We start from the raw sequence: 15,920 nt of genomic DNA, 5'->3' as shown, positions 1-15,920 counted from the left end.
GGCCGCCGCGGCCGCCTGCGCAAAGGGCTTCACGCAGCTCGCCGCAGGGGATTGAGCGCCTCGCGCCAGGCCGCGGCCAGGATGGCCGCCGATCCGGTCCCGAAGACGTAGCGGTCCGGCCGCACCAGCACCGCCTCGCCCTGGTGGCCGTCGAGCCAGGCCGCCACCTTCGCGCGGAAGGGCGCCAGGGCCTCGCCGTCCAGGTCGAAAACGCGCACGCCCTCGATCGCCGCCGGCGCCCGCGAGATCAGCCACGGCCCCTCGCCGAGCACGTCGTCCAGCCGCGCCGGCCGCGCGCCCTCGCCGACGCAGGGCTGCGGGAACATGGTCCCGGCGCCGGGCGAGCCCGCCAGCACGCAGCCCGCCGCGAACGGCGCGGCCTGCATCGGCGGCAGGGCCCCGCCGCCGCGCTCGCGCTGGGCCAGCATCTGCGCGTCGCGCGCCGCCGCCGCCTCGCGATCCAGGGTGCAGACCACCCGTCCCATGCCGATGGCCAGGGCGATCAGGGCGCGCACGTGCGGGTCGCGCTCGGTCTGGTAGCTGTCCAGCAGCGCCTCGTCGGCCACGCCCGCCAGCACCGCCTGGAGCTTCCAGGCCAGGTTCGCCGCGTCGCGCAGGCCCGAGCACATGCCCTGCCCGGCGAACGGCGGGGTCTGGTGCGCGGCGTCCCCGGCCAGCAGCACCCGCCCGGCCCGCCAGCGGTCGGCCACCAGCCCGTGGAAGCGGTAGACCGCCTTGCGTTCGATCGTGACGGGCCCGCAGTCCCAGGGCGCGATCAGCCGCTCGATCAGCGCGTCGTTCAGCATCGACTCGGGCGTTTCGCCCGGCAGCAGCATGAACTCCCAGCGGTGGCGGCCCGGCCCACCGAGGACGCAGGTGGTCGGCCGCTCCGGATCGCACACCTGCAGGTTCACGCCCGGCGTGCGCGCGCCGGCCTCCACCCTGGCGTCGACCACCAGCCAGGGCTCGTCGAACTGCAGGTCGTCCAGCCCCGCCCCGATCGCCTCGCGCACCAGGCTGCGGGCGCCGTCGCAGCCCACCAGCCAGCGGGCGCGGATCGTGGAGCGTTCCCCGTCCGGGCCGACCGCCGTCGCGCTGACGCCTTCGCCGTCCTGGCTCAGCCCATCGAAGCACCAGCCCAGGCGCACGTCGGCGCGCTCGGACGTGGCCAGCACGTCGCGCAGCGCCACCTCCAGGCTCGGCTGGTGGAACATGTAGCCCGAGGCCCAGCCGGAGGGCGTGCTCGGCGCCGGCTCCAGCCGCATCAGGAGCGCCCCGTCCGCCGCGCGGAACTCGTAGGCCGGCGTCTCGCGCGCGTGGCGGCGGACCTCCTCGGCCACGCCGAGTTGCTGGAACAGGCGCATGATCTCGTGGTCGAAGTGCACCGCCCGCGGCAGCGGATAGACCGCGGTGTCCTTGTCGATGGCGATCACGTCGATCCCCTGGCGCACCAGCAGGGCCGCCATGGCCGCGCCCACCGGGCCCAGCCCGACGACCAGCACGTCGCAGTCGAAAGCCTGATCCGCCATCCTAGGCCTCCGCCTCGCAGGGGTTGTCGATCGCGCCCAGGCCCTCGATCTCCACGCGCACGTGGTCGCCGGCCTTCAGGAACTGCATCGGCTTCATCGCCGCACCCACCCCGCCGGGGGTGCCGGTGTAGATCAGGTCGCCGGGCTCCAGCGTCATGGCCTGTGACAGGTGCTCGATCTGATCCCAGACGTTGAACACCAGGTGGCGGGTGTTGGACTCCTGGCGCACCTCGCCGTTCACCAGGCAGCGGATCGACAGGGCGTGGGGGTCCGGCGCCTCGTCGGCCGTGGTGATCCAGGGGCCGAACGGGGCGTGGGTGTCGAACGACTTGCCCAGCACCCACTGCGGCGTGCGGTGCTGCCAGGCGCGCTCGGTGGCGTCGTTGCCGCAGCAATAGCCGAACACCGCGCCCGGCGCGTCGGCCTTGGAGATGTGCCGCCCGCCCCGGCCGATCACCGCCACCATCTCGGCCTCGTAGTCCAGGGCCTGGGAGACCTTGGGAACCTCGATCGGGTCGAACGGCCCGTTGGCCGCGGTGGAGGCCTTGGAGAACCAGATCTGGTGCTCGGGCGTCCCCATTTTGCTCTCGGCGATGTGGTCGGCGTAGTTCAGGCCGATGGCCATGATCTTGCCCGGCCGGCGGATCGGCGCCTTCAGGCGCACCTGGTCCAGGGCCAGCGCCCCCGCCCCGGCCGCGGCGATCGCGCGGACCTCGCCTTCGACCTTCGGCCACTCGGCGATCAGGTCGATCATCTCGGCCGGCAGGCCCGGCGCGGCGGCGGCCAGAGGAATGATGCGGTCGTTCTCGACGACGCCGAGCTGGGCGCCGGCGCCGGCGTCGAATGTGGCGAGCTTCATGTGGGACGGGTCCTTCAGGCCATGGTGGGCGGCGCCGGCGGGCCCCATTGCACGCCGAGCAGGTCTTCCAGGGAGGCGACGTTGGAGCCGTCGGCCGCGGTGAACAGGTCGCCGTCGGTCCAGTGCTCCAGGGTGTGGCCCCAGGGGTCGCGCCAGTAGTCGAACACCTGGCTGCCCAGGATGTGGCGGCCCACGCCCCACTCGGCGTGGCGCCCGGCGCCCTTCAGCCGCTCGTGGCCGCGCATCAGGTCGTCCAGATCGGCCACCTCGAAGGCGGCGTGGTTGAACCCCGCGCCCTTGGGGCTCTGCGCCAGGAACAGGGTGTGGTGGTCGGTGGGCGTGTCGCCCCGGTCGCAGCGCATGAAGGCGCCCAGGGCGAAGTCCGGCCCCAGCCGGATCTCGTCGGAGGTGATGAAGCCGAAGCGCGCCTTGTACCAGGCCTCCGAGGCGCGGAAGTCGGCCACGTTCAGCACCACGTGGCCCAGCCGCAGCACGCAGGCCGGCCCCGCGGCGATGCGCTTGGCCGCGCGCAGGCGGTCGTGCTCGGCGCCCTGGTTCCAGGGCTGCGGCGCCGGAACCGGCAGCGGCTCGGCCGGCGCCTGGCCGGCGACCACCTCCACCCGATGGCCGTTGGGGTCGGTCAGCACCGCCAGCTTGCCGCCGCCGGGCGCGTCGAAATCGTCCACCGCCACGCCCTCGGCCCTGGCCAGGGTCTCCAGGTCGGCGAGGCTCGCCGCGCGCAGGCCGACCGCGGCGAAGCCCGCCTCGCCCAGCTCAGTGATGTGCGCCACCGGAGCGCGGCCCGCGCCGCGGGCGCAGAGCCGGCCGGCCCGGCTTTCGACGATCGTAAGGCCGAAGTCCTCGAGGAACGCGCGCATCTCCCCGAGGTCCGGCGCGCGGAAGCGGACGTGCGAGACGTCCTCGACCCGAATGATGCCCATGGCGTCGCCACCCTTTAGTTGACTATTTCGTCAGATTATGGCGCGCACGCTCCCAACACGCAAGCGGGGCCGTGAAAATCTAGACTCGGCCTAATTTTCAAAGGCGATTCGACGCGTCGACGCCACGGCGCGAAGCCGGAGCTCAAGGATATCTGACTAATTCGTCACAACGAGCCGGCGCGACGGCCGCCGGCGGGATGCGCTCAGTGATTGGCGAGCGGATAGAGCGTCAGCAGGGTCATGCGGCCGTTGACCGGGAAGCGCCGGATGAACACGCCCCGCCCCTTCGCCTGGCCAGCCTGGATGGCCGCGACCGCGGTGTCCACATCACGCAGGTCGCTCATGCTCAGCCACGGCGCCTGCGGCGGCCCGTCGTTGCGGCAACAGTGCGCCCCGTAGATCGTCGTGTCGGCCGGCATGGCCGCCAGCAGCCGCGCGGCCGTGGTCCGATAGGCCGACAGGCTGGAATCCGGCAGGAAGACGTAGAGCGAGGTCGGGTAGATCAGGTCGCCGGTGAACAGCAGCTTGCGCTCGGGGTCATGGATCGACACCGACGTCGCCGTATGGCCGGGCGTGAGCAACACCTGCACGCGCCGTCCGCCCAGGTCGATCCATTCGTCCGGCTTGACCCATTGCGTCGGGCGGAACACCGGCCCGTCCGAGCCGATGTACTGATAGCGGCCCAGCCGCACCACGCCGTCCTTCTCGCGGGCGCGGGTCTGCGGCGTGTCGATCAGGGCGATCGAGGTGAAGTGCGAAAGCCCGTTGGTGTGGTCGAAGTGAAGGTGGCTGGGGATCACCGTCACCGGCAGCTTCGTCAGGCGCGAGAGCGCCTGGTGGATGTCGCGGCGCGTCGCGCCCGCGTCGATCAGCAGCGCCCGGCTCTGGCCGACCAGCAGGTACTCGTAGTTGTCCGGCGCGTCCTGCGGCTCGCCGATCGCCCAGGTGTCCGGCGCGATCTGCTGGACGCGCCAGTAGCCGTCGATCACCTCGCCGAGCGGCGCGCCAGGCCTGGGCCGGAACGACGCGGCGTTCTGCGTCGGCGGCATGAGGCTGACGTGCAAGTCCCGCTCGAAGACGATGAACAGCTCGGTGAACAGGTAGGGCGCGAACGTCACGCACAGCCCGATCAGCGCCGCGACCGCCGCGCCGAGCCACAGGGCCAGCCTCCTCCGCTTCATCGAGCGGCTCCCTTCACGGATGCGCCAGCTTCGGCCAGGGCCGCCTCCAGTTCGCCGAGATAGGGCAGATAGCTGCGGATCGCCGCCAGCGAGCGATCGTGGATCGGCTCGCGCACCTGGGAGGCGCTCGCCGTCATCACCGGCGCTGCGCCGGCGGCTTCCGTCACCGCTTCAGGCGGCAGGCCGATACGCCCCAGCACGCGGGCGACCACCGCGTTCGGCGCGCCCACCAGGTCTTCGTAGCTCAGCTCGATCAGCCGCTCGCCCAGCGCTTCGCGCCAGTGATCCATCAGCCGCAGATAGGCGCCGTAGTAGCGGCCGAGCTCGGCCAGGTCGTAGGAGAACGGATACGCCTCGTCGAACAGGGTCTTGTAGATCGCCATGCAGGCGTCGATCGGCGTGCGCCGGATATGGACGATCCGCGCCTGCGGCAGCGCCCGCGCGATCAGGCCGGCGTAGAGGAAGTTGATCGGCAGCTTGTCGGTGAACCAGGCCCGCTCGTCGCGCAGGGGACGAACCGCGTCCAGATAGGCCCGGCCGATCGCGGCAGGGTCGACCTCGCGCGCCGCGCGGATCAGCGCGTCCTTGTCGGCGGGCGGCGCCGGCCGGCTCTTCAGCACCGCGCCGACCACCGCCGAGCCGAAGCTCTGCAGCTCCCCCAGCGGCTGCACCTGCGAGTGGCGGCCGATCAGGCTCTCCAGCAGCGTCGAGCCGGCGCGCGGCATCCCCAGGATGAAGATCGGCCCGGCGCCGGCCGCCCCCGCCCTGCCCGGCCGGCACCATTCGGCGTCGAACACCTCGCCGATCAGGTCGACGGAGGCGGCGTCGGCGGCAACGTCGTAGCGCATCCGCGCGCGGCGGGCCTCGGCCCCGCGCCTGAAGCTGGCGAAGGCGCCGGCGAAATCGCCCAGGTCCTCCAGCTCCTTGCCGAGCGCATAGGCGAGCTGGGCCTGCGGCTCGCCGGCCGGGGCCCGGGCGAGCGCGGCCTTCAGGGCCTCCACGTGGTTGCGCTCCGCCGTCTGCCGGCGCAGTTCGGAGCGGTTGCGCCAGGCCGGCCAGTCGGCGGGAAGGCGCGCCAGCAGGCGGTCGTAGGCGTCCTCGGCCTCGTTCGCCCGGCCCATGAAGCGCGCGGTGGCGGCCAGGTTGTGCAGCACCGACGGGTTGTCCGGCGCGAGCTCCGCCGCCCGGCGGAACACCTCATAGGCCTCTGCGGGCCGGTGGCAGAGGGTGAAGCTTAGCCCGGCCAGCTCCATCGACATCAGGTCCAGCCCCGCCGGCGCCGACATGCAGCGCCTGGCCGCGCGCAGCGCCTCGTCGAAGGCGCCCGCTAGGCTGTGGGCGTAGGCCGTCAGCGCGAGCGCCGCCGGCGCGCCCTGCTGCTCGGCCGGCAAGGCCGCCAGCACCGCCAGCGCCTGGCCCGGGCGGCGGGCCTGCAGCAGGCGCAGCGCCTCCCGCGCCGCGGCGGCGAGGGGCGGGTTCGGAGGTGTCGCCGCGGCCGTCATGCGTTCCTGCGCCGCCAGGCTCCCAGGTCTTTCGAACGACAGAACCAGCCGCCGCCCCGGCCGGCAAGGCGCGGGCCGGTCAGCCCGCCTCAGTCCAGCATTGCAGCGCGATTTCGCGCAGTTGCTGCGCTTCCTCCCAGCGGTCGGACAGCTCCCTGCCCTCGGCGTCGGTGATGGCGTACTCGCGCGGCCCCAGTTCGCACAGGAAGACGCAGTCCTCGCTGTCCGGATTGCGCGCGCGCCAATAGCGGAAGCCGTCCCGCCACCAGCCCTTGAACAGCTCCAGCCACTTCGCAGTCTGCGGAAAGTGCAGCGGAAGCTGGATCTGCTGGCCCGAGGCGACCCGGCCCTGGAACGATGCGGAGCGCTCCAGCACCCGGTCGAACTGGCCCCTCAGTTGCGACGAGAGCGGCAGGTAGAGCTCGCGGTCGACGGCGTAGTGCGACAGGTCCGCGCTGAACTCCATCTCCGGGATCGCGTCCATCAGTTGCAGGGCGATGTAGAGGTCGTTGGTGATGCAGTGCCGGTGGGTCTCGAAGTGCAGCTTCATGCCCTCGGCCTCGGCGATCGCCAGCCACTGGCGCACCACCGGGATCATGCCGGCGATGGTCACCGGCGTCACCGAGCCGACCACGACCACGAACGGCGAGTCGATCTCCTTGGCGAAGTGGATCGCCGGGCGGATGTCCTCGATGCTCCGCGGAAAGGCGGTGACCAGGCCCCTCAGCCCCGTGCGGGCGTACTGCGGAACCACCTCCCAGGCCTTGTCCAGCGGCAGGGCGCCGAGATCGACGGACATGCCGTCGAAGCCGGCGGCCTTCACTTCGTCGAAGCGCTCCTCGTAGCTGCGCTCGGGCGTGTCGGGCAGGCGTTGCTCGCTCGCCCACAGCGATTGGTAGATCAGAAGCCGGCTCACTACGCGCTCCCTATGCCGCCGTCTTGTCGGCGATCGGGGCGTTCGCCGCCGGGGCGGTCCGCGTCAGCCCCTCGCCCACCCAGACCTTGTCGTCCGGATGCTCCGCCTCGGGCTTGTCGCGCAGCGCCTTGATCACGGCGATCTGGAAGCCGAGGTAGGTCATGGTCGCCGGCTTCAGGCCGTTGGCCGTGAAGGCGTCGTGGTGCAGGTCCTTCAGGCGGTAGAACGGCACCGACGGATAGGCGTGGTGCGCGGTGTGGTACTGCATGTTCCAGCACATCCAGCGCATGAAGGCGTTGGTCCTGGTGCTGCGAGTGTTCTCGAAGATGTTGGCGTCGTGCGGCATGCCCACATGCTCGATCAGGTTCTGGATCTGGTGGGCCCACTTGGTCACCGCCAGCGGCCCGATCCAGTAGAGCAGCACCGCCCAACTGCGGAACGCGACCGACGCGGCGATGATCGCCACCCAGAGCGCCAGGGTCACCCGCGCTTCCAGGATCACCTTGTCGCGGTTCTTGCCGCGGACGTAGGGCTCGGTGGGGCCGCCGAACGCGGCGCCGATGATCATGCCGGGGAAGCGCCGCACCAGCCAGAAGCCGGTCAGGCCGATCAGATAGCTGCGCAGGGTGTAGGTGGGCCGATAGAGTTCGCCGTCCTCGCGCCACTTCTGCGTATAGCGATGGTGCGCGAAGTGCTGGATCTGGTCGCGGTCGCGCGGGTGCAGGGTGATGAAGCCGAACAGCCGGCCGAAGAACTCGTTCAGCCCCGGCGACTTGAACACCGTCGAATGGCTGAACTCGTGCTGGCCCGCGTAGAGGTAGTTCAGCAGCACCCCGTGGGCGAAGAACGGCAGCGCCACCCAGGCCGTGCCCAGGGTCGCGTGGATGCCCCATCCGGTCAGGGCGATGGCGCCCAGGTGGCTGACCACCTGCATCCAGCCGCGCAGGTCCGACTTTTCCGATAGTTCCTTCAGTCGTTCTGACGACACCATGCCGCGCGGACCGAACACCTGATCCATGGACCGACCCCTTCAAGCTGAATATCTGAGCAACATGCGGTAAGCGCCGCCGCTCATAAATCCGAGAAAGCTGAAGCCCGCTTCAGCGTCTACTCAACGATCGCCGGCCCGCCGACCGGATAGACTTTGAACGCCTCGGAAAGCGCGCCGACGAGTTCTCGAGTGCTGGGGGCGGGCTTCACTGATTTCAGCGACATCAAGTAGAACGTGCTCTGGCGCAGGTAGAGGTCCGGCCGAAGCGCGCGCAGATCTCCGCTTTCCACCCATCTGCGCGCGTAGTGCGGCGGCACGAAGCCCAGGTCGACGCCGGCCAGGATCACCAGGATCAGGCAGTCCAGGTTGTCGGCCTGTGCGCCGCCCGGCGGCGCGCCGGCGGCCAGGCCGTGGGTGAAGGAGACCACCGGATATTCGGCCACGCGCTGCGGCGTCAGCTCCTCGTCCGGCACGGCGAACAGCGGATGGGCGCGCCCGCAGTAGAGAAGCTGGTCTTCGACGAACAGCTCGGCCGCGTCCAGTTCGGGCACCGGACGCGCCAGCACCGAGATGCCGACCTGGGCCGTGCGGTCGAGCACCGCCCGCTCGACCTCGGAGGCCGACCCCGACTGGATGCTGATCTGCATCAGCGGGTGCTTCTGGCGGAACTGCCGGATGGCCGAGATCATCGGTTCGGCGGCGATGGAGCCGAGGTTGTCGATCACCGCCAGGTTCACCCGCCCGGTGAGCTGGGTGGCCGCCCCCGCCACCTCGGCGGAGAAGGCGTCCAGGCTTTCGAACAGCGTGCGCGCGGCGCGGTGCACCAGCTCGCCCTGGGCCGTCAGGGCGAAGCCCGCCCGGCCCCGCTCGCACAGCCGCACGCCGAGCCGCTGCTCCAGGCTGGACATGTCCACGCTGATCGCCGACTTCGACTTGTTCAGCGCCACCTCGGCGGCGGCGAACCCGCCGTTGTCGGCCACCGCCATGAACACCCGCAGCAGGCGCAGATCCATATCGGACACCGCCTGCGGCGCGCGCGACAGCCGCATGGCGCCCGGCTCGCGGCCGGCGGCGGTCTTGTCGGGCGGCGGGTCTGTCACGGCGTCGATCGCCCTCACCTGGTTCATTTCAGTTGCAGCGCCCCGACCGGCGCGGACGCGGCGGCCCGGCGCTGGGTGGACACGTGGGCGTAGTACACCAGCCCCAGGCTCAGCACCGCGACGACCGACGACCAGTAACCCATCGCCGGAAAGCCGCCGCCCGACAGCAGCATCAGCGAGGCGATGCTGGGGGTGATGGCGCTGCCCACCGCGATCACGCCCCGCGACAGGGTGATCAGCCGGCCGGTCGCGTCCATCGCCACCATCAGCCCCTGATAGAAGGGCTGGGCGAACAGCAGGCAGAAGCCGCCCAGGTTCAGCCCGATGAACAGGACCGTCGGATTGGCCGGCGCGCCCATCATCGGATCGGAGATCGCCAGGCCGATGAAGGCGAAGGCCAGCACCGGCATCCGCCCGAACCGCACCCCGATCATCCGCGCCACCACCGGGCCGATGGCGGTCCAGACGGTGACCCACAGCATCATGTGGACCATCTCGTTGTAGGTGATCCCCAGCCCCTCGCCGATCCGCTCGACGAAGATGAAGATGGCGTTGCCGGCGACGCCGAAGCCGACCACCCCGGCCAGCAGCGCCAGGCCCGGGACGCTCACGCCGAAGAAGGCGGAAGGCGCGGCCTGGGCGTGCGCCACGGCCGGATCCGGCAACGGATCGGTCTGCGCCAGCGGTCTGGTCTGCACGCCCGCGAGCAGGGGCAGGACCAGCGCCGGCAGGGCGGCCAGCGCCCAGAAGATGCCGTCCTTGCCGACCATGGGCGTCAGCAGCGGCGCGGCGACGAAGACGGCGACCGCCCCGGAGGTGATTCCGATCGCGATCATGGCGAAGCCCCGGTCCGGGTCGGCGCGCCGGGCGACCAGCACCGCCACCACCACATTGACCAGCGCCTCGCCGAGGCCGGCGGCGAGCCGGGCCGGGATCAGCACGCCGGGGTCATGGGCGATCAGGGTCACGGCGTTGCCGCCGCCCACCAGCAGCAGCCCCAGGGCGATGGTCGCCCTCGGCCCCAGCTTGCGCACCCGCGGCGCCAGGGCGAACGACAGCAGCGCGCAGCTCATCAGCTGCGCCGTGGCCACGAAGCCGACCTGCGCGTCGCTCATCCCGTGGTTGGAGACCAGCGCCGCGACGATCAGGGGCATCACGAAGCCCGTCAGGTCGCACGCCATGGCCATCGCCATCAGCGACAGAATTTCGAAGCCTGAACGACTAATCCGCATGGGCGGGACCTTTCACGGGCTACGGCGCCAGGATTTCAACGACGGGCCGCGTCTCGAACCTTTCGATGGGCCGGGGCGGCCGTTGCGCGCCGGGCGCAAGATGGGCGGGCGCCGCGACACGCGCGGCGCCCAAGATCAGTGCTGCCAAGGGGTGCGGCGCCGATCGGTCAGTTGAACGCGTAGGCGAACCGCAGCCCCACGGTGAGCGGCCGCGACAGGCGGTTGTTCTTGGCCCGCACGTCGTAGCGCTGCAGGTTCTGCGAGGAGAGCACGCCGCGCGCGTTGGTGATGTTGTCCGCGTAGAGCGTGAACCGGTACGGCCCGCGCTCCATCCCCACCTGGCCGTTGAGGATCGCGAAGCCCGGCAGGTTCACGTTCGACGACGGCGTCAGCGAGGTCGTCATGCTGCTGCGGTAGCTGACATCGCCGTGCACGAAGAGCTTCAGGTCGTCGTTGAAGTCGTGCTCGTAGTCGGCGCCGACGCTGGCGGTGTGGTGCGGCGTGCCCGGCAGGACCGTGCCCGACGAGCCGTAGACCGTCCCGGCCACCTCGATCGGCGCGGTCAGCTCGGCCTTGTTGTAGCCGTAGGTGGCCGTCAGCCGCAGCGCCGGGTTCACCTGGAAGCGGGCCTCCAGGTCCACCCCGCGCGAGCGCGCGCCCTCCCCGTTGACCGCCGCCGGGAACGAGCCGTTCGGCGTGCTCACGTTGACCTGCGGGTTCTTCCACTCGACCCAGTAGACCGCGCTGGAGAATTCGAAGCGCCCGCCGATCCGGCCCTTCACGCCCGCTTCGTAGTTGTCGACGGTGTCGGGGCTGAAGAACTGGAAGTCCGGGCTCTCGGCGAACGGGCCCATGGTCGGCACGCCGTTGGCCCCGCCCCGCCGCTCGCCCTGCGAGAAGGTGAAGTAGGCCAGGTAGCCCGGCATGAACTTGTAGGCGGCGTTGAACTTCCACAGCGCCTTCTTGGTGATCTCGCGCTCGGAGCCGTAGGTGGCGCCCAGGGGATCGACCTGGTCGGTGGCGCAGTAGAAGCCGCAGATCGGCAGGGCGTTGATGGCGCTGATGTCCAGCGTCTGGCGGAACACGCGCACGCCGCCGGTGAGCTGCAGCTTGTCGGTGACCTGGTAGCCCAGCTCGCCGAACAGGGCCGTGTCCTTGAAGTGAATCTTGCGGTCGAAGATGTAGCCGAGGTCGGTGCCGGTGTTCCAGACGCCGATCGCGTTCTCATACACCGTGAAGCCGCGCATGAAGTCCTGCTGAACCAAGTGGTTCACCTGGTCCATGAAGAAGGCCCCCACCGAATAGGTCAGCGGCCCTTCGGACTTGGAGACCAGCCGCACCTCCTCGATGAACGCGGTGTCGCGGTAGTCGCGCTGGCTTTCGAGCAGCAGCCGCGGATAGCCCTGATAGAAGAAGCCCAGGCTCTTCTGGTAGAAGCCGGAGCTGTCGTTGACGCTGTGGCTGGTCTGCTTGTAGCCCGAGGTCACCGAGGTCAGCGTGGCGAAGCCCAGGTCGTAGCTGGCCTCCAGCGATCCCACGTCCACGTCGCGCGTCAGCGGCTGCAGGATGAACGCGCCGGTCTCGTACTCGCCGAAGGTGGTCGGGAAGGCGCTGTCGAAGTTGTCGTTCTGGAACGGCGGATCCGACTGCGAATTGGCCACCGAGAACGAGCTCGGCCCGGGGCCGCCGGGATAGCTGTCCTGGCTCGGCCCGTCCGAATGCTCGTGCTGGCGCTGATAGGTGAACAGCGCGCTCCAGCGGTCGCCCTGGAACAGCAGCATCGGGCGCACATAGGCCAGCTCGCCGTCGTCGACGCCCTTCTTCGAGGTGGACAAGGGCAGGCTGTGGGTCGGATCGCTGGGGTCGGCCAGCACCGGATTGCCGCTGGAGTCGACCTTGTAGAGGTGCGGGGCGTTGATGAAGCCCTTGTCGAAGGTGTAGCCCGCCGCGATCCGGAAGCCGACGTGGTCCGAGATCGGCTGGTTGAACACCGCGTCCACCGAATAGTTCGGCGCGGTCGCATGGTGGGTCCAGCTCGTGTCGGCGTTGAGGCTGGCCGAGCGGCCGCTCAGGTCCGGCTTGTTGAACAGCACCCGCACCGTGCCGGCGATCGAGGCGTCGCCGTAGAGCGTCGCCTGGGGCCCGCGCAGGACTTCGACGCGCTCCACGTCCGCCAGGTGCAGGTTCACGAAGCTCGGCGTCTCGTTGACGTAGACCGACACGGCCGACTGGGTGCTCAGCGGCGAGTCGCCGCCGGTGCCGTTGATGGAGTCCAGGTTCAGCCCGTGCAGGATGAAGCTGTTGGTGGCGCCGCCGTCGCGCAGGCTGACGCTGTTGTAGACGAGCCCCGGCACCGCGCGCGTCAGGTCGCGGAAGTCGCTGACGCCCTGCCGGCTCAGGTCCGCCCCGGTGAGCGCGGAGATGTCGATCGGGGTCGTCAGCGCCGTGCTTTCGCGGCGCGCCGCCGTGACGACGACTTCACTCAGTTGGCCGCTCTCGGCGCTCTCGGCCGCCTCGTCCGCATGGGCCAGCCGCGGCGCGGCCGCGACGTCCAGCGCGGCGAGCAAAGCGATGCCGCTGACAAGGCCGCGGGCGCGAAGCCCCGCCGATAGCCTCGACTTTCCATTCATCTCCGTCTCCAGTTCTCTGCGGCGTGGCGCGCAGCCAACAGCTCCCCCTGACCGCCACCGGCAGGCGACGGCTCCAAGTCTCGATGACTTGTGCGTGTGTTAAGACTTCTGGTCTGGAAGTATCGCGATTGCGGCGCGCCGCGTTGCTTCCGTCATGGGGCGGCCCTTAACGCGAACCATGACGCACCCGCGAGCGACGCAAACTTTAGACGTAGCGAAATTGAACTTTCGCTCTAGATCAACAATACGACCCGTCCAGACGTATGGCGCGTGATCAAGGACAACCTCAAAGCTGCACCCCCAACGAATACCAACGTTACGACATCGACTTACGCGACATCCCGCACTTCACGAGAAGTGATATTGAGAGTTGCTCCCGAAATTTGAGGAGCCGCCATCATTATCTTTTCGGCCCAAGCTAAATTCGGCTCATTGCTACGACTTGTGCAAATCGTAACACCGCGGCGCCTCGCGGCTACGCATGCGGAAGGCGCGCGAACGGCCGCGCGAGGCGGCACGAACCCCTTGGAATTTCGGCAAGAAGCCCGACCGTCGGCGCACGGGAAAGCGCCCGGCGCGGCGGCGCCCGGAGCGCCCCGCGAGCGGGCGGTCAGAGCGCGCCGGCGGTCTTGGCGCCGGGCGCGTGCAGCGGCGGCAAGAGGCTCCGCGTCGCCACCAGCGTGAGCTGGCGCACCGCCCTGACGGCCCGCAGGGAATCGCAGAGCTGCTCCAGGCGCCTGCTCGTGCCCTGCACCAGCAACACCTCCAGCGACTGGTCCTCCTCCAGGAACACGCGCTGCGACGAGATCACCTCGGGCAGGAACGCGGCCTGCACGCGCATGAGGCCATGGCTCACCCGGTCGCTTTCCTTGCGGTAGATCAGGGTGATGGCGCCGGCCAGCAGGTCGTCGGCCTCGCCGCCCTCCCCCTGCGCCAGTTCGTGACGGGCGAGTTCGGCGATCATCTGCGAGCGGCTGGGCGAGCCGCGCCGGGCCACCATGTCGTCGAGCTGACCCAGGAGCCGCCAAGGCAGGCTGATCGCGATCCGTGCGGTCTGCGAGCCCTCGCCTGTCCTGGCGGGCTCGGCCCCGCCTGCGGGCCGGTCGTCCGTTTCGGCTGAAGCCCAGTTACGCAAGGCCGCCTCTCCCGTCGGCCAGGCGCATCGCCCGGCCTCGAAGCCAAGGATTGTCGCGTCCGCGGCCGGCTGCGCGCGCCGGACAGCCGGCGCGGCGCTTCTTGTGCGGACGGATGGAACAGCGGGCGGGCCCGCGGGGCGCCCGGCCGGCCGGTCAGACCAGGCGGGGCGTCGCCGCCTCGGCCGCCGGCGCTTCGTACTCGTTCACCGCCTTGCGCTTGAACGGGTTTTCCTTGTGGATCGGGAAGTCGATCGTCAGCTCGCCCCGGCAGATCCGCTTGCGCAGGTGCTTGGCGCCATTGACGCTGAAGCCCGCCAGGTGATCGCCGGCCACGATCTTGTTGTACATCGGCGGGTTCTCCGCCGAGACGAACTGCGGCAGCGGCTCCACCACGGTGTGGTAGTCGACGGCGAAGAACAGCGGGATCGAGAAGCGTTCCTGGCCGGTGTTCACCACCCGGTGCTGCGTGGCCTTGAAGCGGCCGTTGGTCCAGCCCTCGATCATGTCGCCCACGTTGACCGTGAAGGTTCCCGGGATCGGCGGGGCTTCGATCCATTCGTCGGCGGCGTTCATCACCTGCAGCCCCGGCCCGGCCGTGTGCAGGATGGTGAAGCATTCGAAATCGGAGTGCGCGCCGATGCCGAGGTTGTCGTTGTCCATCGGCTTGTCGTTCGGCGGATAGTGCAGCAGCCGCAGTTGCGAGGGCGCCTTGGTCGTCAGCTTGGCGAAGAAGTCCTCGGGCAGGTTCAGCGCGATGGCGAAGGCGCGGAACAGTTGCCGCCCCACCTCGGTGACCGCGTCGTAATAGGCCATCACCTCTTCGCGGAAGCCGGGGATCCAGTCCGGCCACTGGTTGGGCACCAGCATCAGGTTGCCGGCCCGGAAGTCCGGATCGTCCTCCGGCAGCTCCAGGGCCACGTCGAACGCCGCGTGCAGCCGCGGCTTGGTCAGGTAGTCGTGCTCGGGGCTCGGCTCGACCAGGCGGTAGAGCTCCGGATCGCCGTCGTCGTCCTTGTCGCCGTCCGGCACCCAGCCGCGGGTGCCCGGCGAGTTGGAGACGTGCACCGCCTGCTTCTGCTCCTTTGGCGAATAGTGGAACTGGCGCGACAGCTCGTAGGTGCGCTGGATCAGCGCCTCGGGGACCCCGTGATTCTTGATGTAGAAGAAGCCGTCGCGCTCGCAGGCCTCGGCGATCTTCGCGACGGTGGCCGCCAGCGCCGCCTCGTCGCCGCCACGCAACGCGGAAATGTCGATCACCGGGATCGTGTCGACGGCCGTCTTCCTGGCGCCCATGTGCGTGGTCGCCGGCTCGTTCCGATCCATGTCTTGCACGTCAGCACTCATCGCGGTCTCCAAGACCTCTCAGACGCCCACGATGATGCTCGCGCACTTGCTCCTGTCACGAGCTTGGACCGCAGACGCCTCCCAGGCCGCCGTTTTTCACACGTAATGCACACCCCTCATTCAGTCGGCGCCGGCCGGGCGAACATTCCCCGACCGCCTAAACACCCGACATCAGAGTTGTTTCATGTATATAGCCGCAAAGCCTGCGGTCTAAATTAGGTTATTGTTCAAACGAACTTTAGGGTTTCAAGAACCGACTCCACGCCCGCGCGGCGGTGCTTGCGCCGCCGCGCCGCCCGTCCGCATCGGGCGCGCCCACGCCAGCGGCCGGCGGCGCGTGGAAGGGGGCGAAAGGGGAGTGTCTGGGGGCCTGGAAACGAGCCCCCGGTCGTCATGTCGATGACGTGCGCGGCCGTCGCGGACGCTGCGGCCTGGGAGCCCGCGCCGCATCGCGGCCATGCGCCGAAGCGCCGCCGGGCCCTGGTCGAGCCGGCGCTGGATGTCGGTCGTCCCGTCGCTGTCGTGGGCGGCCGCCGCCGCTGCGGCGGCCCGCCCCCCC

General features: G+C 70.0%; 12 protein-coding genes. All 12 read right to left on the bottom strand.

Going from position 1 to position 15,920, the window contains the following annotated elements; genetic code table 11:
* Window positions 1–29 precede the first annotated feature (29 nt).
* Entirely contained in the window at window positions 30–1,529 is a 1,500-nt protein-coding gene (locus tag ACE3TA_RS07255) for a bifunctional 3-(3-hydroxy-phenyl)propionate/3-hydroxycinnamic acid hydroxylase (protein ID WP_374572028.1), read from the bottom strand.
* 1 nt (window position 1,530) lies between these two features.
* Entirely contained in the window at window positions 1,531–2,388 is an 858-nt protein-coding gene (locus ACE3TA_RS07250) for a fumarylacetoacetate hydrolase family protein (RefSeq protein ID WP_374572026.1), read from the bottom strand.
* A gap of 14 nt (window positions 2,389–2,402) precedes the next feature.
* Window positions 2,403–3,329: a VOC family protein gene (locus ACE3TA_RS07245; RefSeq protein ID WP_374572024.1), complete on the bottom strand. Its 927-nt coding sequence runs from the start codon at window positions 3,327–3,329 to the stop codon at window positions 2,403–2,405.
* A gap of 203 nt (window positions 3,330–3,532) precedes the next feature.
* On the bottom strand, window positions 3,533–4,510 hold the full coding sequence (locus ACE3TA_RS07240) for an MBL fold metallo-hydrolase (protein WP_374572022.1): 978 nt from the start codon (window positions 4,508–4,510) through the stop codon (window positions 3,533–3,535).
* Window positions 4,507–6,012 (bottom strand): sulfotransferase, encoded by a 1,506-nt coding sequence (locus ACE3TA_RS07235; RefSeq protein WP_374572020.1) that lies wholly within the window; start codon window positions 6,010–6,012, stop codon window positions 4,507–4,509. Before ACE3TA_RS07235 ends, ACE3TA_RS07240 begins: the two co-directional genes overlap by 4 nt.
* 79 nt (window positions 6,013–6,091) lie before the next feature.
* The gene (locus ACE3TA_RS07230; protein WP_374572018.1) at window positions 6,092–6,928 is read right to left on the bottom strand and encodes a sugar phosphate isomerase/epimerase family protein; all 837 of its coding nucleotides are present in this window, start codon (window positions 6,926–6,928) and stop codon (window positions 6,092–6,094) included.
* A gap of 10 nt (window positions 6,929–6,938) precedes the next feature.
* Window positions 6,939–7,946 (bottom strand): fatty acid desaturase, encoded by a 1,008-nt coding sequence (locus ACE3TA_RS07225; RefSeq protein WP_374572016.1) that lies wholly within the window; start codon window positions 7,944–7,946, stop codon window positions 6,939–6,941.
* Window positions 7,947–8,035: 89 nt separating this feature from the next.
* On the bottom strand, window positions 8,036–9,046 hold the full coding sequence (locus ACE3TA_RS07220) for a LysR family transcriptional regulator (protein WP_374572014.1): 1,011 nt from the start codon (window positions 9,044–9,046) through the stop codon (window positions 8,036–8,038).
* Window positions 9,043–10,251, bottom strand: a complete 1,209-nt coding sequence (locus tag ACE3TA_RS07215; RefSeq protein WP_374572012.1) for an MFS transporter — start codon at window positions 10,249–10,251, stop codon at window positions 9,043–9,045. Before ACE3TA_RS07215 ends, ACE3TA_RS07220 begins: the two co-directional genes overlap by 4 nt.
* A 167-nt stretch (window positions 10,252–10,418) precedes the next feature.
* A complete protein-coding gene (locus tag ACE3TA_RS07210) occupies window positions 10,419–12,881 on the bottom strand; it encodes a TonB-dependent receptor (RefSeq protein ID WP_374572010.1) in 2,463 nt (820 codons plus the stop codon).
* A gap of 610 nt (window positions 12,882–13,491) precedes the next feature.
* Window positions 13,492–14,016, bottom strand: a complete 525-nt coding sequence (locus ACE3TA_RS07205; RefSeq protein WP_374572008.1) for a CopG family ribbon-helix-helix protein — start codon at window positions 14,014–14,016, stop codon at window positions 13,492–13,494.
* 154 nt (window positions 14,017–14,170) lie between these two features.
* Window positions 14,171–15,361: an isopenicillin N synthase family dioxygenase gene (locus ACE3TA_RS07200; RefSeq protein WP_374572006.1), complete on the bottom strand. Its 1,191-nt coding sequence runs from the start codon at window positions 15,359–15,361 to the stop codon at window positions 14,171–14,173.
* Window positions 15,362–15,920 lie beyond the last annotated feature (559 nt).

It is taken from the genome of Phenylobacterium sp. (assembly GCF_041916435.1).
Taxonomy (GTDB): Bacteria; Pseudomonadota; Alphaproteobacteria; order Caulobacterales; family Caulobacteraceae; genus Phenylobacterium.
Note: the sequence above shows the minus strand (reverse complement) of the source record. Positions and strands in the feature narration are given on the sequence as shown.